Source organism: Streptomyces umbrinus (assembly GCF_030817415.1).
Taxonomy (GTDB): domain Bacteria; phylum Actinomycetota; class Actinomycetes; order Streptomycetales; family Streptomycetaceae; genus Streptomyces; species Streptomyces umbrinus_A.
The window spans coordinates 2,430,123-2,454,643 of sequence record NZ_JAUSZI010000002.1 but is presented as its reverse complement, the minus strand read 5'-3'; the positions used below and the strand labels follow the sequence as shown (position 1 = coordinate 2,454,643).

17 protein-coding genes and 2 pseudogenes are annotated in these 24,521 nt (G+C 65.2%); 9 read left to right on the top strand and 10 right to left on the bottom strand.

Translation table 11 applies throughout. The annotated features are described in order from the left end of the window. Positions 1–68 precede the first annotated feature (68 nt). The 3 genes from QF035_RS11380 to QF035_RS11370 all read right to left on the bottom strand — a co-directional run bounded on the left by QF035_RS11380 (position 69) and on the right by QF035_RS11370 (position 1,987). A complete protein-coding gene (locus QF035_RS11380; protein ID WP_373466632.1) occupies positions 69–260 on the bottom strand; it encodes a hypothetical protein in 192 nt (63 codons plus the stop codon). Between the two features lie 298 nt (positions 261–558). Beyond that, positions 559–1,161, bottom strand: a complete 603-nt coding sequence (locus tag QF035_RS11375) for a TerD family protein (RefSeq protein WP_307520004.1) — start codon at positions 1,159–1,161, stop codon at positions 559–561. 385 nt (positions 1,162–1,546) lie between these two features. Continuing rightward, complete coding sequence (locus tag QF035_RS11370; RefSeq protein ID WP_307520002.1) at positions 1,547–1,987, bottom strand: protein kinase domain-containing protein; 441 nt, start codon at positions 1,985–1,987, stop codon at positions 1,547–1,549. A 417-nt stretch (positions 1,988–2,404) separates the two neighbouring features. On the opposite strand from QF035_RS11370, the gene QF035_RS11365 reads away from it, so the two are divergent. Further along, a complete protein-coding gene (locus QF035_RS11365; RefSeq protein ID WP_307520000.1) occupies positions 2,405–2,536 on the top strand; it encodes a hypothetical protein in 132 nt (43 codons plus the stop codon). Positions 2,537–3,295: 759 nt separating this feature from the next. On the opposite strand, the gene QF035_RS11360 is transcribed toward QF035_RS11365, so the two are convergent. Further along, complete coding sequence (locus QF035_RS11360) at positions 3,296–5,092, bottom strand: AfsR/SARP family transcriptional regulator (RefSeq protein WP_307519999.1); 1,797 nt, start codon at positions 5,090–5,092, stop codon at positions 3,296–3,298. A 459-nt stretch (positions 5,093–5,551) separates the two neighbouring features. After that, positions 5,552–6,805: an ATP-grasp domain-containing protein gene (locus QF035_RS11355; protein ID WP_307519997.1), complete on the bottom strand. Its 1,254-nt coding sequence runs from the start codon at positions 6,803–6,805 to the stop codon at positions 5,552–5,554. A gap of 858 nt (positions 6,806–7,663) precedes the next feature. Here QF035_RS11355 and QF035_RS11350 point away from each other — a divergent pair. From QF035_RS11350 to QF035_RS11320, 7 genes are all read left to right on the top strand, one after another. Continuing rightward, a complete protein-coding gene (locus tag QF035_RS11350) occupies positions 7,664–8,359 on the top strand; it encodes a hypothetical protein (RefSeq protein ID WP_307519996.1) in 696 nt (231 codons plus the stop codon). 445 nt (positions 8,360–8,804) lie between these two features. Then, positions 8,805–9,344 carry a toxin-antitoxin system, toxin component gene (locus QF035_RS11345; protein WP_307519995.1) on the top strand — a complete coding sequence of 180 codons (540 nt, stop codon included), beginning with the start codon at positions 8,805–8,807 and terminating at the stop codon, positions 9,342–9,344. 3 nt (positions 9,345–9,347) lie between these two features. Further along, a complete protein-coding gene (locus QF035_RS11340; protein WP_307519993.1) occupies positions 9,348–10,544 on the top strand; it encodes an MAB_1171c family putative transporter in 1,197 nt (398 codons plus the stop codon). Positions 10,545–10,808: 264 nt separating this feature from the next. After that, on the top strand, positions 10,809–12,029 hold the full coding sequence (locus QF035_RS11335) for a hypothetical protein (protein ID WP_307519992.1): 1,221 nt from the start codon (positions 10,809–10,811) through the stop codon (positions 12,027–12,029). Then, positions 12,022–13,440, top strand: coding sequence for an NAD(P)/FAD-dependent oxidoreductase (locus QF035_RS11330; protein ID WP_307519991.1), 1,419 nt, complete (start codon positions 12,022–12,024; stop codon positions 13,438–13,440). The genes QF035_RS11335 and QF035_RS11330 overlap by 8 nt, the downstream gene beginning before the upstream one ends. A gap of 331 nt (positions 13,441–13,771) precedes the next feature. Further along, positions 13,772–15,169 carry an FAD-dependent oxidoreductase gene (locus QF035_RS11325; protein ID WP_307519990.1) on the top strand — a complete coding sequence of 466 codons (1,398 nt, stop codon included), beginning with the start codon at positions 13,772–13,774 and terminating at the stop codon, positions 15,167–15,169. A 100-nt stretch (positions 15,170–15,269) separates the two neighbouring features. Further along, entirely contained in the window at positions 15,270–16,679 is a 1,410-nt protein-coding gene (locus tag QF035_RS11320; protein WP_307519989.1) for an NAD(P)/FAD-dependent oxidoreductase, read from the top strand. A gap of 67 nt (positions 16,680–16,746) precedes the next feature. Here the strand turns inward: QF035_RS11320 and QF035_RS55725 are convergent. The 4 genes and pseudogenes from QF035_RS55725 to QF035_RS11305 all read right to left on the bottom strand — a co-directional run. Next, positions 16,747–17,004: pseudogene (locus tag QF035_RS55725) on the bottom strand (WD40 repeat domain-containing protein); the annotation flags it as partial. 50 nt (positions 17,005–17,054) lie between these two features. Next, entirely contained in the window at positions 17,055–18,641 is a 1,587-nt protein-coding gene (locus tag QF035_RS11315; RefSeq protein WP_307519988.1) for an ISL3 family transposase, read from the bottom strand. Between the two features lie 395 nt (positions 18,642–19,036). Beyond that, the gene (locus QF035_RS11310) at positions 19,037–20,575 is read right to left on the bottom strand and encodes an ISKra4 family transposase (protein WP_307519950.1); all 1,539 of its coding nucleotides are present in this window, start codon (positions 20,573–20,575) and stop codon (positions 19,037–19,039) included. A 74-nt stretch (positions 20,576–20,649) separates the two neighbouring features. Continuing rightward, positions 20,650–21,174: a hypothetical protein gene (locus QF035_RS11305; RefSeq protein WP_307519952.1), complete on the bottom strand. Its 525-nt coding sequence runs from the start codon at positions 21,172–21,174 to the stop codon at positions 20,650–20,652. A 337-nt stretch (positions 21,175–21,511) separates the two neighbouring features. Between QF035_RS11305 and QF035_RS11300 the strand changes: the two are divergent. Next, a pseudogene (locus tag QF035_RS11300) lies at positions 21,512–21,592 on the top strand (IS5/IS1182 family transposase); the annotation flags it as partial. 116 nt (positions 21,593–21,708) lie between these two features. Here QF035_RS11300 and QF035_RS11295 read toward each other — a convergent pair. Then, positions 21,709–23,841 (bottom strand): protein kinase domain-containing protein, encoded by a 2,133-nt coding sequence (locus QF035_RS11295; RefSeq protein ID WP_307519987.1) that lies wholly within the window; start codon positions 23,839–23,841, stop codon positions 21,709–21,711. Positions 23,842–24,521: the final 680 nt, after the last annotated feature.

Sequence of the window (24,521 nt, the reverse complement as noted above, 5' to 3'; positions counted from 1 at the left end):
AACCTTTGCACCAGGTCTGACACGTATCTGATTTGCGGCCCGTTCGGCGAACCATCGTTCGACGAGATTCAGCCCGAACGAGCCAGTCGGTGCGAAGTGCAGATGGAACCGGGATGGGGCCAGCTCTCGGGGGCGTTGTGGGTGGCGTAGATGTCGCAGGTGAGGTGGAGATCCGGCTCGTCAGGCACCTCTCTGTCGAGCTTGACCAGGAACTTCTTGAACTCCTCAGCCCGATGCCTGCGGGGCAGAGATCCGATCACTTTGCCGGTGACGACCTCGAGTGCAGCGAACAGGGTGCCGCTACGACTGTCGCTTGCAGGATCTTTCGTCGGCCGGGCAAGACGGTGACCGCACTGCAGTCACGCTGCTGCGGTATCTGCACGTCGGGGCCTGACCGACTCGCTGCCCCAAGCGGCCGCGCCGGGCGTCGCCGGCCGACGGGCAGGGATGCTGCCGCAGGGGCTCAGGCCCCCTCAGGTTGCCTGCTGCTGGCGAGTCGTGATCGGGCAACCGGCCGCTGGACCTGCTGAGCATCCCCTGACCAGGCGTTCTATATAGTTACCGGGGCTTTGAAACACCCCTGGGATACAGGTGCGGCAGGATCGTCGGCATCAAGTCCGTGAAGTTGCATCCGTTGGCAGGGGCACCGATAGCAGTCATCTGCCAACCGGTCCTGAACCGTTGCAGCTTCGCCATGACACGAGCGGTGTGCCGGCCACCGCCGCTGACTGTGTATCGAGCCAGCTCCTGGCCGTTGGTTTCGTCGACGAGGCAACAAAACTCGGTCTGCGCTGCCGGAATGGTCTGGTCGGAGCATGAGTTCACAGTGAACACGATCTGGTCGATGTGAGTCGGAATGCGCGCGAGGTCAATCAGCAACGTTTTGCCCTCACCGCCGCGGTCCGTGTTGCCCACGGGGTAGTCGTCGATGTGTCGGACCGACCCATCGTCGCTGACGCGATGGAGGAAGAACACAACGTCGATGGGTTGACTGCCGGCAAAGAGCACTGCCGAGGCGTCCAGGTTGATCTTCTGGCGCCTACTCAACATGCTGCGGCGCCACGCGGTCCGCCAGCCGAGCCCGATCCGAATCACGGTCAAAGTGCCGCCACCCGGCTTATCAAGGCCGATGGCCTGGCCCTTCGATAGTTTAAGCGTCACGCGCGGTACCCCAACCCTTCTGTGAGGTTTCCCGGTTTATCGGTGACCTTGTTTTCCTCCACTTTGGGTGGTCTTTCAGGAGAGGATGGCATGCTACTCAAGGTCAGCACCTCAGCGATGGCCAGACGGTTGTCCGGAGCCGTATCCAGTAATCCGGTGATCAGCCGTGGGAGTCGACCGGCGCGCTGCGTCGGCCGGAGCGGGGAGGGCAGCACGGCCATCAATGTTGCGGCCGGGGTGGCACGTAGGAACGGCAACATGCCCTGCACTGGCCGACACAAGGTTGCTCCTAGAGGGAAAAGGTGACTGGCGGGTTGGCCGTTTCTTCCTTCGGTGTGCTTTGGACCAACGTACTCGGCCGAACTGATCACCAACGCGGTCGCGGTCACGGCGGTGTCAGTCTGGGGGTAGCGATCCGAAAGTCGGTGATCAGCACCTCGCCGTTGTCAGAGAGCATCACGTTGGCCTGTTTGACATCCCAGCGCACGATGCCGGCCGCATGCGTCGCGCCCAAAGTATTCAGCAACTCAGTGGCGACCATCGCGGCTACGAGGTTGGAAAGCGGTCCCTGCATGTTGAGACGGTCCTCCAGCGCGTGCCTGACGACTAACTGCATCACGGTCAAGGAACCCTCGCCTTCGATCGCCACATCGTGCACAGCATCGCTGTTCGCGTGGTCGCGCAGCGCGGCCGCTCTACGAGCCTCTCGCTCGGCACGCAACAACCCCTCGGCCTGCTCAGTAGTGGAGATCATCTGCCGTAGCTGAACCTCTTTGGCTGCTACCTTGACGTGCAGGGTCTCGCCGTATGCCTTGCGCACCTGCACGAACTCAAGTCAGTCGATCAGAACGATGTCGGCCGGCGATCACCTGGCCTGGCTGCGCTCCTGGTGCCACGATCCCCGGTCCCCCGCTCAACTCGAAGCTCGCTGAACTGCGAATAGAGAGTATAACTACGCGTCGTCTTTTCGGTGTTGTCGCGTTGTTGAGTGTGTGATGTTGTCGGCTGAGGGCGTGCCGGGGTGGAATCGCCCTGCTGCGCAAGCGGGTCCTTCTCGTAGCCCACTCCCGCCGACCAATCCGCGACCGCGCGGAAGACCTGTGGATGATCACCGGCTACGAAAATCTTGTATGAGCCGAGAGCAGCACCCAAGACTGTCTACGCGACCACCAGACTGACCCCGAACCAGGCCGACGCCTCCCAGTTCGGTGCAGAATCACAGGCCTTGCATCATGTCAGGGTGATGACCTACGTCGATGACTCCTCGGGGGTGAGGACCGGCGCCGCACTCCGCGCCACGGCCACCATGTGCAACTTGGCCATCGACCTGATGCGGCAAGTCGTCTGGGTCAACATCGCCGCCGCGGCTGATTAATACAGGTCACGCCCTGAGCATGCTGCAGCCATGCTCCATCTCCTTGCGTGAGAACGCTTCAGTGCTGGCACCAGCGCACTTCAACAGGATAGCGACACGAGCTTATAGGTGATTAATATTCCCCTCGAATGTGCACCTGCCAGACTATTCGATCAAGAGGTGAAGGATTTCCTGGAAAGGTCTCGCATGAAATTCCGCGGTGTGACGGTTGGGTCTCTGCTTTTGGTTCTCTCCTTCTCGGCTTCTGCTTCTGCAGATTCCTCTACCTACTTCTACAAGGGATGGAGTGATGGGTCGGAGTGGGCCGGTCACTCGGCTTGTGAGGGCTGGGTTAGTGTTGCCGATTCTCACGTATCGGTCGCTGGAGAAGCCGTGGATCTCAATGCGTCCGACGGTGAACCCGGGACCTGTGTGTTTACCTTGAAGTTTGGGAATGGAACTACGGAGTACTACACCTCGCCTGTATCGTCGGAGGGTACTTTTCGGCATACCTTCACTGCGCGAACGGATCCGGCTGAGCTAATTGTGCAAGCCTGTCTCAGAGAGGCGACTGGAATGGACGAGTGCGACACGCCATTTCAGAGTCCAATATGGCAGAGTTGACAGGGCGGCGGATGCGAATCGCTGGATTTGTTCTCATGGAGATCGTTCTGATGGCTGGCATGCGGAATTCATGGCGGTAAGACTCGGAAGGTCGGAGCTGGTGGGGCGTGGCGCACTTTCTTAACCGGCCATGAACTGTTCCGCAGCGGCGGATCGCTACCCGCGCGGCATGTCGGCCATCGTGAGCTGTGCGGCGTACTGCAGCAGCAATTCCTCGCCGACGAACTGTCCTTGCCCTGTGGTCCTGAGAAGGTGTACTTGACTCAGAGCGTCTAAGAGCTGTTCCGCCTCGTTCAAGGGGATCGCGGCCAGGGCCGCTGCTCGGGTCGGGGTGAGCGGCTTCGGCGAAGGCGCCATGCTGAGCAGGTGGAACATGCGGCGGGCCTCAGGCGAGAGTTCCTGATACGACAGGTCCAGCGCGTTGCGTACGCTTGCACGTGAATCACCGTCGATGTGCAGCATGTTGACAGGGCCGAGCTCCTTTAACTGCGTCACGTATTGGCGCACGCTGAGATGTGGCTTGTCCGACAGGTGGACGGCTGCGATACGAAGGGCCAGGGGCAAGTATCCGCACAGTCGTCCCAACTCCGCCGTCGCGTCGGGCTCTTGGCGGAGTCGCTCGGGCCTCTCCGTCGGTGCCAGTATCTCTAGGGCATCCGGTTCGCGTAGCCGCTCCATGGTGAGACGGACCGCGCCGTCCACCGCCACTAATCCGCTGAGCCTGTCACGGCTGGTGACGAGCACTAGACTGCCAGGGCTGCTGCTCAGCAGAGGGCGTACCTGTTCGGGATCCGCCACATTGTCCAGGATCAGTAGAAACCGTCGATCACCGGTTATCGATCTTAACAGCGAGATCTGTGCTTCGAAGTCCGTTGGACGTTTTTCGTCCGGTAAGCCGAGAGCGCGGAGCACCCTGATCAGAGCTTGTTCGGCCTGCACGGCGGGGGAGGGGTCAAAGCCTCGCATATCCAGGAAGAGTTGTCCGTCCGGAAACTGCCGTGTCCGACGGTTTGCCCACTGAATGGCCAGGGCCGTCTTGCCGATGCCCGGTGCGCCCACGATCAGGACTGGGCGGTTCGAGTTGGCGCCCAAGGCGTCCAACTGAGCCAGTTCGCATTCTCGTCCCACGAAGTGGCTGATGGCGGGTGGAAGTCCACGAGCCGCTCCCCTGAGTGAAACGGTAGAGGCGGGTGCCCTCAAGACCGGATTGTCGGTGAGTAGTTGATGGTGTAACTGTTGCAGGTCTCGTGTGGGCTCGAGTCCTAGCTCGGCTGCCAGGCGCTGCCTCAGTTGCGCGTATATGTCGAGTGCTTCGGCGACACGGCCGCACCGGTGCAGCGCGAGCATGAGCTGGCTGTGTGGCTTCTCACGGAAGGGGTTGTCATGAACTTGCCTGTTCAGTTCCTCGACGACTTCAACGTGCCGACCCAGATCGAGCATGAGCCCGATGTGTCGCTCTGCGATCCCGAGGCGAAGTTCTGACAGCTGTGCCGACTCGGTCTCCGCGAAATGGCCGCGCACATTGTCCAGAGGCCGCCCTCGCCAAAGGCCGAGGGCCTCGCCGTAGCGTATAACGGCCTGCTCCAGGTTGCCTGCTTCCGTTGCGCGTTGGGCGTCCCGGACGTACTGGGTAAACTGCTCGAGGTCGAACTGTTCTGCCGAGACGCGCAGGAGATATCCAGGGTACTGAGTCCTGATCAGTCCTGATCGAGTCGTGGCAAGGGTCTTGCGTATCTCCGAAACCAGAATCCGTACTTGGGCTTCAGGGGTTGAAGGAGGAGATCCTCCCCATAGAGTGTCTATGATCTTTGAGACGGACACGACTCGGTTTGCTTGGAGCAATAATGTTGCCAGCAATGATGTCTGCTTGGGTCTCAGGCTGATCTGTTCTTCTCCGAAGCTGACTTCCACGGGGCCAAGAATTCTAAAATAGACGGATTTTTCGTTAGTCATGGGCTCGTCTCTGGCGCGGCAGCTGTGGATTGTGATCTTTAGGGTCGGCGGTCACGTGGTGGTGGCTTCGATGATTTCGCTCCAGCGGCGGTGACAGCAGCGCGATATTTACGCAAGGCATCTCCATTCATATCGATTTCGGAAACACCCCGAGCGGGGAAGGCGAAGGATTTGATCGTCTGATGTCTGCGCATGATGTACGCACCTCGCTGCGGCGTGCGACTTGAGGGCGGTTGAGTGGAGAGTGAAAGCCCTCATCCGACCGCGGCACACACCGTGCCAAGGTGGGCGGGAGAGTAGATTGTTAGGGGAACCGGCTCCGTTAGGCTGCTTTCAGAGCGGAGCATCCGCGTCTTCTGTCCGGGCTCCGCGCCTGCAGTTTGGATGAACAGACTGGTCCCGCGTGGAACTCCCAGCGTGCCGAGCCAGGGAAATGTGTGCAGGGCGGACGGTGGTGGGTTACGCGGTGCGGTCGAGGGCGGCAGCGGATATAGAGATCTCGACGGCGAGGTCTTGGGCCATCTGGTCCAGGGCGGTGTGGCAGTCGCCTGCAGCGTCCCCCAGCACGACCCAGTGCGCGAGTCGGTCGTCCACACTGGCCTGCGCTGTTTTCACCACCCGGTGGCCCACTTCTTGCGTGATGACGACGCGGTCCACCAGCGGATGGTAAGCGGGTGCGGTGACGGTCAGTTGCTCGATGCAGCCGCTGTCGGTGGGGTAGGCGAAGTGGACGGCAGCTGCCCGCTGCCGCGTCAGTGCCAGGTTGGGCGGGCGGCGGGTCGCCAGGTCGGCGGCCACCTGCGGTAAGTCGATGCCGGTGGCACGCTTCACTAGCAGTGGAATCAGGTCGCCGGCGAGGTGGGCGCTGACGTCGGTGATGCGCGGGCCTCGGGCGGTGAGCGTTATCTCGATGTGCAACACGCCGAACGTGACGCCGAGGGCTTTGACAGCCCGGGCGACCGTCTGCCGCAGTAGACGGTTGTGCAGCAGGCTGTCGTGGGCGTAGACGCAGTGGCGTATCGCCTGCCGGGCGGGGGGCGGGCCCAGTGTGGTCCGGGTGATGGCCACGATTTGGGCGTCACCGTCGTCCATGACCACTACCTCGGCGGCGATCTGCGGCCCGTCCAGCTGCTCCTCAACTAGGAAGCCGGGCAGCTGGTTGAGGTGCGACGCCTCTGCCAGCGCTTGGCCGTTCAGCCGGGCGAACATCGCTAGCACGTCGCTGCGGGTGCGTGCCAGCCCGCTGTTGGCGTTCCCGATCGACGACATGATGACGACGGGGTATCCGATCGCGTCGGCATGAGAAGCTGCCGCCTCGCAGTTGCGAGCCTCCGCCCAACGTGCGAGAGGCACCTTGTGCTGTGCCAGCAGTCTGCGGACCGCCACCCGGTTGGCGCAGACCGCCAGGCCCTCCGGCGGGGTGCCACGCAGACCTAGCTGCCGGGCGATCCGTGCGGCGGTGACGAGGTGCTGGCCCATGTAGGTAAGCACTCCGCCCAGCTCATGGTTGGCGGCATAGATCTCCACGGCGGCGGTCGTGGTCGCGGCGGCGGAGAGGTCGACGGTCAGATGGCGGGCCAGGTAGGGGCGAGCCCAGGCGGGCGCGGTGGTGTCGGCCAGAACGACAGGGTGGGCGGCTGCGATCTGGGCCAGGGAAAACTCGCTGTAGGCGGCCTGGTCACCAATGCCTAAGAGGAGCAGAGGGTTTGACATCGCAGTAACTCCGAGCATGAGGGCGGTGGGACGGGGCGGCTGCAGGGAGGGGCCGCAGTCGCCGAGAACAACTCGAGATCCTTGCTCTGGACGACCGTCCGGTACGCGGCCCGGACTTCGCGTCGGTTTCCGCACGCAGATGGCTGTCGCGTACCGGAGCCGCGTTGAGTGTCATCGGAAGCTCGAGGAAGTGTGCGAAGGGGACCGCGTTGTCCTCATTGTCGACGGCGTAGGACGGCACCGTGGGGACACTGTCCTTCTGTAGCAGACTTAGTGCTCGAGAAGGGGTTAGCACGCGGCCAGCGCCTCGGGCGCGTTGCGAGGCGGGACCAGCTGGCGGCGAGCCAGGCCCAGCGGTGGTCGTAGGTGATGACTCCGCTGACGGGCCCTCGGGCGATCTCCTGCTTTCCCTCCGGCGCTGACAGGCCCTCATTCCGCAGCTTCTGGTAGCCGGGATTGCCGGCACGTGGTGTCTTGTACACGGTGGCGCCCTCCGGACGTCAGGGGTCGGGCTGCGTCACTGCTGCGATCACCGGCCACGCGACCCCTTATGCGGCGGTTGGTCACCTCCATGGCCGCGCTGTGGCTGTGCACACCTGAACTGTGCACAGCCGACAGCCGCACGACGCTATGCGGTCCCAGGCGCCATGGCGTACGAGATTCTCGAGCCAGTGGCGTGGTGGACCGGCTTCACGTTGTGTCGTGATCCTGCAACCCTCATCTAGGAATGTCAACTGCTGTAGTCGTCTACAGCTATTGCAGTGCCCATGGTCCTGGCTAGGTCATCCCGGCACCGGCTATCGTCTCGGACATCAATTCGTCGTCCGCGCCACCCCACTTGACTTCAGGAGACTGCCGGTGAGAGATCCGCGCTCTGCGCTCGCCGAGACGCTGAGCCACCTCGACTCCCTCCTCAGGGACGGGCAAAGCCGTGAGGGTGCGCTCGACGTGGAACAGCTCTCGAATGAGAGCGGCGTTCCGCAAGACGTCATCGGGCTGCTCCTGGACGGCAAGGAGCCCCCTGTAGAGGACATCACGGACCGGATCATCCACCGCATCACCCACCTGCGCGAGACACGGCTGCGTCCCGACGGGACCCGTCACTCCTACGGAGAAATCGCCGCCTCCTACGGGGCGTCCCGGGCATCCTTGTCGAACCTTGTCAACAGCCGAAGGGGTAACCGGAGTCAAGAGGGGACGTCCTCGCGGGAGTCGGCCGAGGAGCGCCCGGTCCGCTCCGGCGGTCCGCTGGCATCCACACAGGCTGGCATCGAACGCTTCTTTTTCGGGCAGCCCACCGGCTGGCTCTCTGTAGAGCCGGAGACCGCGCTCAACAACGCCCTTCAGCCCGTCTTGCGTAAATTGGAGGGTCGGGTCGAAGCCGATCCCATGGTTCGACTGCGCAACGAGCATGGACTGCGCAGGCTGGCCGCACGCGCTCCGGAATTGGCTGAAGATGAACTCCAGTTGGTGACTGACTGGATCGAAACCATCCTGCAGCGCAAAAGAGCGCAGGGCGCGGTAACAGACAGCCGCCACCCCGACTCGCTCTGATCGCAGGGGCGCGCCGCTGCAAGCAGGAGCGATGGCTGGCCGAGGAGGACGCCGAGGCTGCGCGGACGGGCGGCCACAGCGATTGGGCGGTGCTCAGAGAGTAGGCTGGAATGCTTCCCGACCGCAGTGGATGCGCCATCTGCAGACCAGTACATGTCTGGTTTGATCAGCATTTCAACTCTCCTCAGCTTGTTGCGCTCCGCAGAGACTGGTGTGGCCGATGCAGCTCTCGTTTGACATATTTGCCGTCCGAGTTCGGCGTGGCGGAGCCCGTGCCGGTGGTCAGTGCTGCGGGGGTTGGCTGGGCCAGGCTCATCGGCACGACCACCGAACGCCCTCGACCGGGTGTTTTGAAGGCAGGGCGGGGGTCGGCGGACGCCGTATGGCGGTTGCCCCATGTTGAAGTTCGCGGGGGAGAAAAGTGCGCACAGGTAAAGCCAAGGAGATGCGGAACCTGATTGGCCAGCTGGTCGACGGGCTGAGCCTTTCCGTACCCACAGACTCTGAGCGACTGTTCGCGGCGCTGATCGAGTCCGTGAGCGAGATTAGGGGCCGTGAAGTCCACCTCATCAAGGAGGAATTCCCCCACCAGACCGCGAGCGGATTGTGGCTTGACCTGCCGGCCCACGACCTCATCGTGGTCGACAGGCGGGCGACCCCTCTTCACCAGTTAGCGATCTTCTTCCATGAGGTTTGGCACATGCTCAAGGGAGACTGCGGCAATCACCTCGTAGGCACGGCGGTGGCAGCTCGGATGCTCACGACACGAGCCGATCTCCCCGATCTTCAGGAGACGGTACGGAAGGTGGCCGCGCGCACCGAGTTCGACAGAAGCGAGGAGGCGGACGCTGAGCGGTTCGGCTTGCTGGCGGTCACGCAATTCCGCGTCTGGCTGGAGGGGGGACCCAACGGCATGGCCATGGACCGCGACCAGATCGCCGGGCGAATCGGGGCATCACTGGGACACCGTAGGCCACAGGTCTGAGCCGTGGACTCCTCGGACTATTACATACCAACCGTCGCCTTGCTGATCGGCTTGGCCGTAAAGCTGCCCGGGTTGGTGAAGGACTGGCGCGACCCGCTCATACGGACCGTCTGCCTCGTGATCGCTCTGGGCAGCGCTGGTTTCTTTTTCGCCGCTCCTCCCACGATCGCGGCCGTGAACCAGACCACTGGAATAGCAAACTTCTCCAGTCCCCTGGTGTACAGCATCATCAGCGCCTTCAGTGCTTTCTGCCTGCTGCTGATCGTCCATTGGCGCGGGGGCCCACCCGAGTACGTGCGGCGCGTCTCGCGGCGCTGGCAGGCCGGGTACTTCCTGGTCGTCATCGCACTGGTCGTCCTGTTCGTGCTCGGTGACGCACCGGTGGATCGCCACACCGACTTCGACACCTACTACGCAACGACTCCGTTCATCCGCGAGATGATCGTGTTGTATCTCCTCGCTCACATGACCGCTGCGCTTGTCACCACGGGGTTGTGCTGGCGCTGGGCACTGCAGGTCCGCGGGTGGCTGCGCGCCGGCCTGTGGGTTCTCGTCGTCGGCTGGCTGCTGAACCTGACCTTCAGCGGCCTCAAACTGGCGGCAGTGGCTGCCCGTTGGACCGGCCAGGACTGGGGCGTCCTCAGTACGACTCTGGCCCCGCTCCTTTCTGCCCTGGCCGCGCCGTGCGCCACAGTCGGATTCCTGCTGCCACTCGTGGGCCCCTGGACGGTCTTCAACTGGCGAACCGCGAGGACTTACCGGAGGCTCGGCCCCTTGTGGCGCGAACTCAGCAGCGCTTCACCCCGAACACCCCTCGCCGGGCGTATCCCGTGGCACTCCTCGCTTTACGTCCGTCTCACCCGGCGCGAGGCGGGCATCCAGGATGGACTGAGCCTTATACGGCCGTGGCTCGACGGCGCAGTCCGCTCCCGCGCGCAGACGGCGGCCGAAGCCGAGGGGCTTAGTGTCGGCGAGGCCGCCCACATCGGTCGCGCGGCGATGGTCGCCGCCGCTGTCCTGGCCACCCGCCAGGACCTTCCCGCCAAACCCCTTATCCCTCCTGAGCACGCCGAGATTCGCACTCTGCACGCCGTCCCTCTGGACGTGTCACTTGCGCTGCGTACCTCAGAGATCGCCGCGGCAGTTCGCGAGAGTTCTGCCGCCTCCCCAGCCGAAGATGGCGAGAAGTCTCCCGCATGAGCCCTTTTTCCAACGCCAATCCGCCTCACCTGGGTGCCTGTCAGCTGTCGCGGCCTCTGTCAAGGCAGGTGACTGACCGGCCTGCCGAAACGGGCTCGGTGCCTGTCTGTCCGGCCATTTCGGCGGCCCTGGCGCGGTGCTCGGATGGTTCACCGTCGCCACGCGGCGTGTCCGTGTCCACCCTCGCCATCGTGGCCGGATGGCACCTGCCGGACATCGCAGAAGGCTGGTGAAGCTGTGGATGTCGTGTTCTACATTCCTGGCGTGATCCTTCTGGTCACGGCCGTTTTCAAGCTGTCCGCCATGAGGGGATCGTGGCGTGACCCACTTATGGCCGCGACCGGCTCGGTACTGCTTATCGGCGCTTTCGTGTGCATCCTGTCCGCGCCTCCCACCATCAGCGTCGTCAACGACCTCACCGGCATTGCCAACTTCTCGGCCCCGCTTGTCTATTCTGGTATGTCCGCCCTCAGTGCCTGCTACCTCGTCCTGATGATCACTTGGAGAGGTGGAGCGCCTGAGAGGATTGGTCACGCTGCCCGCCTGATCGTGGGTGTCTACGGGCTGGTGATCGTCGGAATAGTGGCCCTCTTCAGCCTGGCCGACGTGCCCGTCGAGCGGACCCGGGACCTGGACACGTACTATGCCGCGACGCCCTACATGCGTGAAATGATCTTGCTGTACTTGGTCTCTCACACCGCGGCCACCATCACCCTCATGCGTATGTGCCTCAGCTGGCTCCGAGAGGTACAGAACCTGACCCGCCAAGGTCTGACCCTGATCGTCGTAGGTGTGATGTTCGACCTGTCGTACCAGATCGCCAAGTACGCGGCCATTGCTGCTCATTGGAACGATCGCGACTGGGACTTCCTCTCCACGAGCGTGTCGCCTCCCCTCGTGGCGATAGCAGGCGTCACCGTCGCCGCCGGTTTCGCCCTGCCCCGCATCGGACCGCCGGCGACGGACAACTTCCGCGCCTGGAGGCGCCACCGACTCCTCGAGCCCTTGTGGGCAGAAATGCGCGACCTGCGCACACCGACCTCCGACACCCACTGGTGGGATCCACCCGTGGTGCGCCTAGTTCAGCAGGAGATCGCGATCCTGGACGGCGTCCTGGTGTGCTCGCCCTACCTCGACAACGAGGTCCGTAAGACAGCCCACGCTGTCGCACGGGCGCAGCTCCTCACTGCCGCCGACTTGCAGCCGAGTCGCACAGGCGCGGACGAGCAGCGAACGGACCACGGCACGGGAAGTGAAAAGGTAGTCGTCGACGACGCGGAGATCGTGGCCGAGGCGGCCATGCTCGCCGCAGCCAAAGTACGGGCATCGGTCAATCCGAGCACGGGATTTCCCTCGGACGTGGGTGTGCTGCAGTGTGTTGAGCAACCACACTTGATGGTGGCGCTCGCTCAGGCTCTTACGTCCTCGCCGGTCGTCGCCGTTGCCCGCCAGAGGGCGGCCCTGCAGGAAGTACGCCATGACTGAACCAGCGGAAGGTTTCACCGGTATGCGACGTGCTGTTGTTATCGGCGGGGGTCTGGCCGGCATGCTCGCTGCAGCCGCTGTGGTTCCGTTCGCCGACGAAGTGACGATCGTGGAACGCGACGTGCTGCCTCAAGGGCCCGAGCCACGCAGGGGCCTGCCCCAGGCCAAGCATGCTCACGTGCTCTGGTCCGGCGGTGCGAAGGCTATTGAGCGCCTCGTTCCCGGCGTGACCGACCGCTGGATCGAGGCCGGAGCACAGAAGATCCCGCTCATGTCCGGCATGGTGGCCCACACTCCGCACGGCTGGTACCGGCGCTGGAAGAAGCCCACGCCCCACTACCTGATCGCCTGTAGCCGTGACCTCCTCGACTGGCACGTCCGGGATCTGGTGCTGCAAGAACCCAGGATCCGGCTCCTCGACGGTGCCGAAGCAGTGGCACTTGTCGGCGACGCTCGAAGGGTGACCGGGGCGAGCGTCCTTGCCCAGGGAGTTCTCGAGCGGGAACTGGCGGCAGACCTCGTTATCGACGCCAGCGGGTGCGGATCGCGGTCACTGCGCTGGCTTAGCTCGCTCGGGATCTCCGGGATACACGAGCGGACTGTGGACTCGGGCCTCGCCTACGCCAGCCGCATTTACCAGGCGCCGACGCGCAGTGACAACTTCCCCGTAGTCAACGTCCAGGCCGCCCCACGGGATTCACAGCCTGAGCAGGCCGCCGTGCTGATCCCCATCGAGAACGGACGCTGGCTGGTCAGCCTGAGCGGCACCCGCGGCGGAGAACCCACTGCCGACGACAAGGACTTCGTGCCCTTTGCTCTGCAGCTCAGTCACCCCCTCGTCGGCATGCTGATCGCGCGAGCCACACCGCTCACGGACGTCTCTACCAGCCGCAGCACCGCCAACGGCCGCCGCTACTTTGAACAGGCCCAGTCCTGGCCCGAGGGCCTGGTCATCCTCGGCGACGCGGTCGCGACCTACAACCCCGCGTACGGGCAGGGCATGTCCGTGGCAGCCTTCGGGGCCCACCTGCTGAGCAGCGAACTCAAACAGGTAGGACTTCGGGAGCCCGGTCTGGCACGACGTGTACAGCACGCCGTCGCGCGCCCGACGGAAGAGGGCGTGGGTGGGCGCCGCCGCCCAAGACGTCTTCTCCCCGGGCACTCCCGAGCAGGCGCCTTCCGTCGCCAACCAGCTCATCAATCGTTTCCACGGCCGTCTGACCAAGACCGCCGCCGGCTCCGCCCACGTCGCAACGGCGCTGACCCAGGTGACGACCATGGAGGCCAGTGCCACGCGGCTGTTGTGGCCCGACGTGCTCCTCGCCGCCGCATGCGGGCCGCTGAGGCGGCCTTTGCAGGGCCCTCCGCTTACACCGCAGGAACAGGCGCTGCTGAACTCTGCCCGCGCTAGTTGAACGGTTCGTCAATTGCGCCAGTCGACTACGGATGGCCGGCGTGACGGGTAGGGTCATGGCCGAGAACTGACGGCCTGTGTACACAGTGCGGCTTTCACCTTGAGTGGCGTCCGAGCCATCTGCGCGGTGACGGCGAAGTTCCCGCGTGAGGAGCCGCCGGCGCGCAGGAGACCTCCCGGCCACCGTCGATGCCGCCTGCTTCATACTTCTCGACCGCAGCGGCGGCAGTTTCGACCCGCGCGATCCGAACCAGTGATCACGTGCACCTGTGCAGCCCACGTACCGAAACCACGCGCCGGACAGTCAATACAGAGAGGGCCAACGTCAATGCCTGACACAAACCCCGCCCGCCGACGCAGCGCAGTCGTCATCGGAGGGGGCATGACAGGCATGCTTGCGGCATCCGTGCTCGCCGACCACGCCGACGTTACGATCATCGAGCGAGACTTCCTGCCGGACGGTCCTCAGCCACGAAAAGGGCTGCCGCAGGCCCGGCATGCCCACATTCTGTGGTCTGGCGGCGTCAAAGCCATCGAGGAGCTCTTGCCCGGCATCGTCGACCAGCTCGTCGATTGCGGTGCCCGAAGAACTCGCATCATGAGCGACATGGTGTCCAAGGCACCATCAGGCCAGTGGTTCCGCCGCTTTACACACTCCCGCCACACCAACCTTCTGTGCAGCCGCGATCTGCTCGATGCCGTGATCCGCACCAGGGTGTTGAAGAATTACCGCGTCACCTTGTGCCAGGAAACAGCACTGCTGTCGCTGGAAGGCAGCGCCCGCCGCGTGACCGGAGTTCGCATACGCTCGGCACACACCGACAGCACGCTTCCGGCCGACCTGGTCATAGACGCCAGCGGGCGGGGCAGCCGTGCCTCCGTCTGGCTGCAGGAACTAGGGCTCCCGCCGGTCGACGAGCGCACGGTCGACGCGGGCATCGGCTACGCCAGCCGGATCTACCGCGCACCGGGCGACACTGCCAGCGGTTTCCCGATTGTCAACGTCCAGGCTGACCCCCGCCAAAACCCTGGCAGGGGCGGCACCATCACCCCGATTGAAGACGGGCGATGGCTCGTGACGCTCGCAGGAACCCGCGGAGGACAACCCAACGGCAGCAATGAAGAGTTCGTGCCCTTCGCGCATACGTTGCCCCACCCCATCATCGGCGAACTCCTTGCCGGCGCCGAGCCGGAAACCGACGTCGTCACCACCCGCAACACCGCCAACAAGCGGCGCTACTACGAGAAGGCCGCCCATTGGCCTGACGGCTTCGCCGTCCTCGGCGAGGCTGTCGCCGGCTACAACCCCGTCTACGGTCATGGTCTAACTGCCGCCGCGCAGAGCGTCATCGCCCTGCGTCGCATCCTAGGGCGACATGAACTCCGCGTACCCGGCACGGCCTGGCGCATTCAGAAGGCTGCGGCACGACCGGTCGAGAACGCTTGGAGCCTGGCCGTGGGGCAGGATGTGTTCTACCCGGGCGCCAGCGACCAGCCCCCCACCTGGGTCGAAAGAACCCTTGCAGCCTTCGTCGACAAGGCCGTAGACACCGGTTCGCGAAACCCTCACGCTCTACGCATTTTGCTTGACGTGATGAGCATGGAGAAGCCGCCTGCCCGGCTATTCATGCCCGACATGCTCGCCCTGGTCTACCTCGGTCGGAAGAAACCGCCTCTAGAAGCCCCGCCGCTGACGGACCATGAGCGTGAAGCAGCCACTCCATGACCTCGTTGCTCATGGCTCTCTCCATGGGTACCCGTACCGGCGCGGTTGGCTTTGCTGTCCTGATCTGTGACACCCCCAGGCAACGAGAGGACCTTCATCCATGCGCCGTGCCATCGTGATCGGCGGAGGGATGGCCGGCATGCTCGCTGCCGTCGCCGTCAGCCACGCCGTCGACGACGTCGTCATCATCGAGCGTGACGAGCTGCCGGACGGCCCCCGCCCACGCAAGGGACTACCTCAGGCACGGCACATCCACATCCTCATGGCAGGCGGCGCGGACGCTATCGAAGACCTGCTTCCCGGTTCCATTGACCGCTGGCTTGCCGAAGGCGCCCACCGCCACCGGCTCACCTCCGACATGGTGGCTCTGTCCCCGGAAGGTTGGTACCGGCGCTGGCGCCCCACCCACTACCTGGTCACCTCCAGCCGAGACCTCCTGGATCACGTAGTCCGCAGCCAGACTCTGAAGAATCACCGCATCCAGGTCCTGCCAGGTCGTCAGGTGACCGGCCTGCTGGGCAGCAGCAGCCGTGTCAGCGGCATTGCCCTTTCCCACATCACCGGCACTGGCGCCGACGAGGAGATGACAGCCGACCTGGTCATCGACGCCTCTGGCCGCGCCTCTCGTGCGGCCACGTGGCTCGCCGACCTCGGCATCACGGAAATACCCGAGCACACCCTGGACACCGGCCTCACCTACGCCACCCGCATCTACCGCGCCCCCAGCGGCGCTGAATCCATTCCCGTGATCAACGTGATGGCCGACCCTCGCAGCCCAGGCCCCGGACAAGCCGCTGCCCTTGCTCCGATCGAAGACAAACAGTGGATCGTCAGCCTTGGTGGCACCCGTGGCGGCGAACCCACCGACAACCCTGAGGACTTCACCCGCTTCGCACTCGACCTGCGCCACCCCCTCATCGGCCAGATCATCTCCCGTGCACACCCCCTGACCGACGTCGCTATCACACGCAGTACTCACAACCGCCGCCGGTACTTCGAGAAGACCGGAACCTGGCCGGAAGGTTTCATCGCTCTGGGTGACGCCATCGCAACCTTCAACCCTGTCTACGGGCAGGGCATGAGCGTGGCTGCGCAGGGCGCACAAGCTCTGCGCCGGGAACTGAACCGCACCGGCGATGTCCGCTCCGTCGGTCTGTCCCGCCGTGTCCAGCGCGCTGCCGCAGGCCCTGTCGACGCCGCCTGGGCTCTGGCTACCGCCCAAGACATCCACTACACCGACGCTCACGGTCAGGTGCCCACCTGGCAGGATCGCATCGTCAGCGCCTTCACCAGCCGCCTGTCGCGTACGGCCACAGGATCGTTCTTCATGGCCACCGCCATGACCGACGTCACCACGATGCGTAAGGGCGCCACTCGCTTGGCACGCCCCTCCGTCCTCGGAGCAGCTCTGCTGGGGCCGCTACGGCCACCATTGACCGAGCCCCCGTTGACCGAGCGCGAGCGCATCGTCCTCCAACTTAAGCCTGACAATGAACGTCAGAACGTGTGATTGAGCTGCCCCGCGTTTCCTAGCGGCCGATCTTGTGCGCCTCAGGCCGCGTTCTGGTCGGCCATGCCTAAAACTGACGATCACCGTGCCACATCGTCGCTGCTGCTTGTCCAGGACCCGGACGCAGCGCCCCGTGGGCGACGTCCCTGATCCGCACGGTGTGGTCCATGCTGCCGGAGATGGCGAATCGTCTGTCGGCGCTGAGGTCCATGGCCCGCGCCGGATGGGTGTGGCCTTCGAGTACCCGCGGGCAGCGGCCGCGGGCGAGGACCCAGCAGCGGACGGTAGAGTCCCAACTTCCGGACACTGTGAAGCGCCCGTCCGCTGTGGAACGTCACGTAATTGGTTCAGGCCGCGATTCCGTGAATCCCGGGCTCATGATCGGGGCAGGATGCGGGTGCGGAGGAGGCGGAATGAGGCTCGGCCGTACATGGCCCGCTTGATCGTCTTGATGCGATTGACATGGCCTTCGACGATGCCCGAACTCCATGGAAGGGTGAGGCCGGCGGTGACGGCATCGAGGTCGAGGCACAGGCCCTGCGCGAAGGACAAGATGGGCGCCGGCGCGTCGCGCTCGGCTTCGCGTATCCGCGTCAACAGCTGGTGGCCGCGCCGTTGTTGGAGCAGGTCGTGGAAGGTCCAGGCGAGGTCGCACGCCCGGGTGATGTCGGGGCATGTCAGCCGCACATTGAGGAGCTGTTCCTCCTCGCGGAGCTTCACAGTGCCACGGGGCAGCATGATCCAGGTGGTGATCTTGCGTGGGCTCGGGATAGCGCCGCGGGCAGGTTCGACAGTGCCGGTCCTGAGCCCGGCCACGTAGCGGCGCACAGGCAGGTCGCTGCCCTGGTAGCCGCGCTCGTGTATCTCGTGGAACAGGTCGGTCGGGCTGGTCACACCGTCGGTGAAGCGCTCGGTCAGATAGGCGGTGAACGGCTCCAGCACCCCTTTGGGGCGCCCGTGCCGTGCGGACGCAAGCAGCTCGTCGAGGTCGGTGTCGCGGAAGCGGCGGACGGTCTTGCGGTCCAGGTGCAGTCGCCGTGCAATCTCGGAGACGGAGTGCCCCTGCCCAAGCAGGCGATGGATGTCGGAGTACCGGTCGACAGTGCGGACAGCGATCTTCGTGGGCGGCAGCATCGGCGGTGGCAGGGGATTGATGATCCGCCGGGGCTCCGCATCGCGATCGGCTTCGGCCTGTTTGCGCAGGCAGGAGCGGTGTTGATGGCACGTCTTCTCGACCGCGGAGGAGAGGTTGTGGAGCAAATGCCAGCGATCGGCGACCTCCTGGGCATCTGGAACGGCTTCACGGACAGCACTGGAATAGGCACTGGCCCGGTCCCGGCAGATGATCTCCGCGCCGGGATGTTCGCGCAGCCAGGTGGCGAAGGAGGCCGCGTCCCGGTCGGGCAGGACATCGACCACGCGGGCCGCTTCGATGTCGACCAGGACGGTTCCGTAGCGCCAGCCCTTGCGGAAGGCGAACTCGTCGACACCCAGCACCCGCGGCGCACGCTCGGGCACTACCGGGGCCGTGAGCAGGCCCAGCAGATGGGTACGGCCCGTGGGTAACTGCAGGACCCGGCATAGGCGTTCACCGGGACGACCGCCCAGGAACGTAGCGACGGCCTGCATCCATCGCCGCAGCCCAACGCTGTGACGGCGATACCGCTCACTCAGATCCGGGACCTGCTCGACGAACGTCCGCCGACGGCAAGACGCCCGCTCGCAAAAGGAGCGGCGCACACTGAGCCGGATCACCAACGCCCGCCCCACCAAGGGGCGTTCGGCCACACGGCGCACATACCGGGAGTGCACGCGACGTCCCGGCCAGCCGCAGTCCGGACAGGCCGGCGGCTGCCCACACGACGACGCCTCCACAGCGACTCTCTCCTCTGTGGCGTGCACCGCCGTGACACGCACATCGATCCCGGGAAACAGCACATCCTCGACCGCAGCAGCCCCCATACCAGGGCAATCCCCACGAGAAACGTTCCCGCAGTCGTACGCCGACCTGGGGATTCACGGAATCGCGGCCTGAACCGTTTTCAAAGAGTCTCATCATTGGTGGCGGCAGAGGCAGGGCTCGCGGTCAAACCAACCAGCAGCGTCGAGATCACGCCGATGATGGCACTGATGGCGCCGACCTTGAAACGGTTTCTGTTCACGGTTCTCCAGTTCGTAGGTAACTGACAGGGGCGAGGCTCGACACCACGCAGTGCGCCCACGCGGTGCCGTCGCTCACGCACAACAAGGCTCGTGATGCGGGTGTGTGACGCCCCTCTCTCTGGCCTCACCCATGGACCTTAGGGGCGTCGTGGGCTTCGGAATTGGGTGCGGATCCTCTGAAGGGAGGGTGGGGATCAAGCTGTGAGGCTGTACTTCTGCTGGTCGGGGCCGGGGTAGAGGCGTTGATGTTCACGGGCCGCGTGGAAGACCCAGTAGTTGTCGAAGTCGCCGTTCGTGATCAGTGTGCGGAGTTGGAGGACGGCTTCGGCGCCGTCGAGTCCCCAGCGGGCGCCGGTGATGTCGAGGCGGTCGGCGATCAGGTGGCGGCAGGCGCCTTCGACGGCGCCGGTGGCGATCGGCCAGCCGGCCGCGAGGGCGGTGTCGTAGTGAAGCTGATCGAGGTGGCCGGTGAGGTAGCGGTGGCAGGTGGTGACTGCCTCGCGGCGGGCGGCGGGAAGCCGTTCGGCTGCGGCCTGGGCGGTCATCTCGGTGGCGGCGCGCTCGGCATGTCCGGCGAGGATCGCGGTGAGTTTGTCCGCGGCCCAGGTCTCAGCCGCACGGCTGCCGGGCGGATGGAAAGCATGCGCTGCTGTCCAGCAGTACTCGGCGACATGGACGAAGTCGAGCAGGACGTTGAGGTGGATGCCGCGGCGGGCGGCTTCGGCTTGGATCAGGTCGAGTTGGTGGCGGGCGCCGTCGACGAGCACGATCCAGTCCCGCAGCTGCTGCGGGTCGCGGGCCTCGGCCTGTCCGAAGGCGTCGGCGACGACCTGTTCCGGAGGACGGATCACCGAGGCGGTGCACCATTTCTGTTCCGCCTTCGGGCCCGGCCTCGGCGGCCGGGCCTGGCTGCGACCGCCGGGCGGGTGCACGATGTCGTGCGGCCGGCGCGGGGCGGGCACGATGTCGAAGATGCAGGCCACGGTCGCCATGCGCTTGCGATTGGGCTTCTCCCCCGGAGCCAGGCGTCCGCGCCGTCCGGCCGCCGCGCTCTTGGCCGCGGCCCGGCGGGTGGCCTCGCGCAGGGCTTCGGGCCGCATCACCACCCCCTTGCCGTCGACCTGGATGACCAGCGGCATCCCGCGGGTGCACGGCGTGGGGATCTTCACCGTGTAGTAGGCGGCGATGTCGACGGCGGCAGCGACCACCAGCTCTTTGAGACGGCGCTTGCCCAGCACCTTCCCGCAGCGTCGCTCGATCGCGGCCTGGGCCTGGTCGAACGAGCCGCGAACCGCCTCCAGAACCGCGAGGCGGGCAAGCCCGCGGGAGTGCCGGCCGGCGGGGAGCGACAAGTGGGCATCCGCCGGGTGCACGTTGGACACGCCCCGGCCGCGATAGGCGATCCTGTTCACCCGGACCGGCCCGAACACGCAGGTCAGCCAGCGGGGGTGGTTGCTCTCCCGCCAGGTCCGCGTCTGTCCTTCCGGCCCGCGCACCGCCGGTTGCCCTGCGTTGATACGGGCGTCCGCTTCTTCCGTCCTCGCCCGCGCATCGAGGTGATCCTGCATCAACTGCCGCAGCAACTCGCGCCCTTGCTGTTCGAGCAGTTCCTCCAGCTCGTCGTGGGCCATGCTTTGCGCCGGGTCGTCGGCCAGCGTCGAGACAAGGCGTTCGAAGGCACCACGGGAGGCGGCATACTCATCAGGCCCGGACAAGGCGTCATAGGGTTCCATCTGGGGCTCTTCTTCGGCTCTTCTTGCGGTTCGTTTGGTTGGCACCTTCGAATCTACGGAGAAGAGCCCCTTGGTCACCGGGAGTTGACCTGGTCGGCGTCCCCGTCGTGGCGAGCGAGGGTGAACCGTCCCGGTGCGTCCTCGTCCAGCCAGCCCCGCTCCACCAGACGCTTCAGCTTTCCCCGTGTCCCCTCGATCTTCGCCGTGGTGGCCTCCAACCCGATCCGCGGCACGATCTGCTTGGCCTGCAACGGACCTGGAGCATCAGCGACGATCTCCACGATGTCCCGGTACACGTCCGGCAGCACTTGAACGACCAGGCCCTCCCGCCACGGCGGCACGGCCATCACTCCGATGCCGTGAGGCGCCGGCGCCTTGGGGTCCGGCGCATCGCGCGCCTCTGCTTCCGGCGCTGCCTGGGCGGCCGACAACTCCGCGAGCACTTGCGCGACGGTCTCCCGCGTGATCTCCAACCGCGACAGATCCGCCCGGGCCTTCTCCAGCCGGACGGCCAACTCCGCAGCCTCGGCCTGGAGTTCTTCCACCCGCTGTCGAGCCGCGGCCTCCCGCGCCTGGAGCTCTTCCGGCAACGACACCATCGCGCCCACCTCCACCCCGCCACGGTAGGAGTACGACGGCACCGCTCACACGTCAATCAGCGTCTTCCCAGCTCAGCTGCCCCTCGAAAGGATCCGCACCCTTCGGAATTTGTCGTCCGTGCAGGGAACTTTGTCAGTCGTGCATCGCCCTGCGGGTGAGGTCATGCGCGACCGCCATGGCCGGTGTCAGCCCCGTACGACGGGCACAGTAGCCCGGCCCGGTCGCAGAGTGTGCCGGTCGTTTGACCCACAAGGAACAGCCGCCGCGCACACCGGATTCCAGGCAAGGCGGCGATCGAGACCGCCTCTGGTCTACAGCCGCGACCTCGTTGAGCTCGACTGCCGCCTGAAAGGCGACGGCGTCTACCACGCCGTGCTCGGCATTGCCCGCCTGTACAACCTCGCCCTCACCGGATAACCGAGCCGACCGCGCCCTGTCACCCGCGTCCGCAGCACCTGCAAGATCACTTACGGGACAACCTTTAGCAACTGCCCGAGTGGCACGCCAGGGGCGCCGTCCAATGGTGCCAGTTATCAGGGAACGGCACCTGTTTCGGCCATGAAGAGGCTGTTGCTGTTTGATATGGCGTACAGCCGTCCGTTGGCGCCCGTGACCGGGCCCAAGGGGTCTTTCCTGAAGCGATCTACGGGGTGTGGTGGCTGGAAGTGCCAGTCCTGCTGGCCGGTGCGGGAGTCGAGTGCGGTGATGCTTCCGTTCGATGCAGAGTAGTAAAGCCGGTGGCCGAAAAGGGTCGGCGTGCTGTTCTGCATAGGGAACTTGACCTTCCAGCGTATCTTCTTGCTCTTGCTGTCGACTGCGATGGTTTTCCCGGAGTCGTCCCGCAAGTAGAAGGTGTCGTCGTCTGCGATTCCGTACATTCCTTCACCGGCCCATCTGAAGCCGTCCACCGAAAGGCGCATGCCGGACACTCCGGGCACGGGGACACGCACGTGGGTGCGGGTGCTGGTATCGAGGCGCACCACCGCTACGTGCCGGGAATCGATACCACCATCGTCGCCGCTGGTTACGTCTGCCTTGTCGTGGCGCTCGACCAGGTACACGGCGCCCGGTGCGGAACCCGCGAAAGTCAGAGCCTCGTCCTGGGTGATGGACCAGGCTGCGTGTCCGGTGACGGAGTCGAGCGCTGTGATCACCGTACGCTGGGGGCGTCGGCTCAGAGACTGCTGGGTCTCCCGGATCGTGTAAAGGCCGTGAGGCGTCGCCGTGGGCACCTCGCGCTTCTGCAGGGTCCGCCTCCAGCGGACATCCCGCGTTGCTACGTCGATCGCCTGGACTTCGGGCTTGGCTTTGGCCAGGTCCGTGATGTAGAGCGTCGATCCGGCGAGCTGTGCGGCCGGGAAGTCGTCGAACGGGGTGCTGTTGTGGGGGATCAGCCGGGTCCACAGTCTTCTGCCGGTGTCGGCGTCAAGCACGGAGAGCCTGGAGTCAAGAAGTTGCCAGGCTCCATCGTCTTCGCGGGCGCGCTGATAGGCGGTGATGACCCTGCCGTGGGTTGCGCCGAGCACGACCACGCCGCTGTGCGGCGGTCTTGAGACTCTGGCCTCCTCCCTGGGGAAGCCACTGGTCCACGTGATTCTTCCGTCGTCGGTGTCGACGCGGGTGACGGAGCCGTCTTCGGTCACGCAGTAGATGGCGCCGTGCAGGGCGCATCGGCGGATATCACCGTGTGCGCTGAACGATGTCTCCCAGGTGCCTTGCTCCTTCTGTAATATCGTGCCCGCCGGAATCAGGCCGATGGCCACCGCAGCAAGAGCCACTGCTCCTGACGTCAAGGCTGTCAGGCCAGCCATCCAGGCGGGTACGCGCCGGGTAAGCCACTGGCCGGTGGCGGTTCGAAGCGTGCGGACTGCGGTGATACGGGCCTTGCGTTGCCGCTCGGGGCAGTCCAGCTCCGCGAGTACCTGTGCCAGGCTGGGGCGGTCGTCCGGCGCCTTGTGCAGGCAGGCGGCGACCAGGCTGCGGAAAGCGTCGGGCAGTTCCCTGAGGTCAGGTTCTTCGTGCATGCCCCGGTAGGCCGCAGCGACGGGGCTGTTCGCTTCGAACGGGCTGTGCTCGGTGGCGGCGAAGACCAGCACGCAGCCCAGGGAGAACACGTCAGCCGCCGGCCCGGCCTCCGATGGAGCTGTGAACTGCTCCGGTGCCATGTAGGCGGGCGTGCCGACGATCTGGCCTGCGGCGGTCAGGGGCTTGCCGTCCACGGCGCGGGAGACGCCGAAGTCGATGATGAGAGGGCCGCGTTCACTCAGCAGGATGTTGCCGGGCTTGAGGTCGCGATGCACCACTCCAGCCCGGTGGATGTCCCGCAGCCCACGTGCCAGAGCCTTCGCCAGCGAGTGAAACTCCTGTGCATTGAGCGGGCCGCGCTCCCTCACGCGGGCGGCGAGCGATTCTCCAGGTATGTACTGGCTGGCCATCCAGGGGGCCGGCGCGTGAGGATCGGCGTCGACGATGGGAGCGGTGAACTCGCTGTGGACCATACGAGCAGCAGCGACCTCCAGTTCGAACCGTGCTCGGAACTCGGGGTCCTCGGCCCATTCGCGCCCTATCACCTTCAGAGCAACCGGGCGGCCAGAAGCGGAGGACGCCCGGTAGACCACCCCCATACCGCCAGCCCCCAGCCGGCTCTCTAAACGGTAGCCGCCCACGAACGTGGGATCCTCTTTGCGTAGCGCCACCCAACCCCCCAGCCGCGCAGTTTCTGGAAGTCGGGAGCCACCCTAGAACTATTAATCCTTCCGATGTCGGGCTCTCGTACGTATTCAGCTCAGCGAAACGTCACTGCTGTCAAGATCGGGATTAATCGGTACCCAGCACGACACCATGGTGGTCATTCAGGACACGTGCGAGGCCCGAGTCGCACCGGGCAGTGGTCGACGCCGTGAGCCGCACAGGCCGGTTGTCCATGGGGGCCTTTACACCAGCGCCGGAGCTGCGGGTGTAGGCCAGTCCCGCGGCTGGGACCAGGGGGCGCGGTCGGCGTACTCGCGACCAGCCAGGAACACAACCGACAGGCCTGCGTCGGCCGCGGCTGGCAAGCACCGGACGGACGCGAGGGCGCCCTGCGGGACGAGGTCCCGGAGCACCTACCGCTCGCCACGAGGCGACGAACGCGGTGGCTACGCGTATCTGAACTCCGCGGTCGACGGGCTGGCAACGGCTACAGCCGCTGCGCCTACACCGAAGCCCTGCCAGACGAAAAGGCCACCAACGCCATCGGGTTGTCGTCCGAGCCGTCGGCGCGGGGGCCTGGTGGACCTGTCCAATCTGCCGCTCGATCCGCCGCGGGTTCTCGTGCAGTCCAGGGTCACCCCGTCGTCGACGGTCA

Excerpts from the sequence above, each read along its gene's own strand:
- QF035_RS11320 (WP_307519989.1), top strand. The coding sequence starts at position 15,270 with ATGCGCCGTGCCATCGTGATCGGCGGAGGGATGGCCGGCATGCTCGCT.
- QF035_RS11360 (WP_307519999.1), bottom strand. The coding sequence starts at position 5,092 with ATGACTAACGAAAAATCCGTCTATTTTAGAATTCTTGGCCCCGTGGAA.
- QF035_RS11315 (WP_307519988.1), bottom strand. The coding sequence starts at position 18,641 with ATGGGGGCTGCTGCGGTCGAGGATGTGCTGTTTCCCGGGATCGATGTG.
- QF035_RS11355 (WP_307519997.1), bottom strand. The coding sequence starts at position 6,805 with ATGTCAAACCCTCTGCTCCTCTTAGGCATTGGTGACCAGGCCGCCTAC.
- QF035_RS11330 (WP_307519991.1), top strand. The coding sequence starts at position 12,022 with ATGACTGAACCAGCGGAAGGTTTCACCGGTATGCGACGTGCTGTTGTT.
- QF035_RS11365 (WP_307520000.1), top strand. The coding sequence starts at position 2,405 with ATGACCTACGTCGATGACTCCTCGGGGGTGAGGACCGGCGCCGCACTC.
- QF035_RS11310 (WP_307519950.1), bottom strand. The coding sequence starts at position 20,575 with ATGGAACCCTATGACGCCTTGTCCGGGCCTGATGAGTATGCCGCCTCC.
- QF035_RS11345 (WP_307519995.1), top strand. The coding sequence starts at position 8,805 with ATGCGGAACCTGATTGGCCAGCTGGTCGACGGGCTGAGCCTTTCCGTA.
- QF035_RS11305 (WP_307519952.1), bottom strand. The coding sequence starts at position 21,174 with ATGGTGTCGTTGCCGGAAGAGCTCCAGGCGCGGGAGGCCGCGGCTCGA.
- QF035_RS11325 (WP_307519990.1), top strand. The coding sequence starts at position 13,772 with ATGCCTGACACAAACCCCGCCCGCCGACGCAGCGCAGTCGTCATCGGA.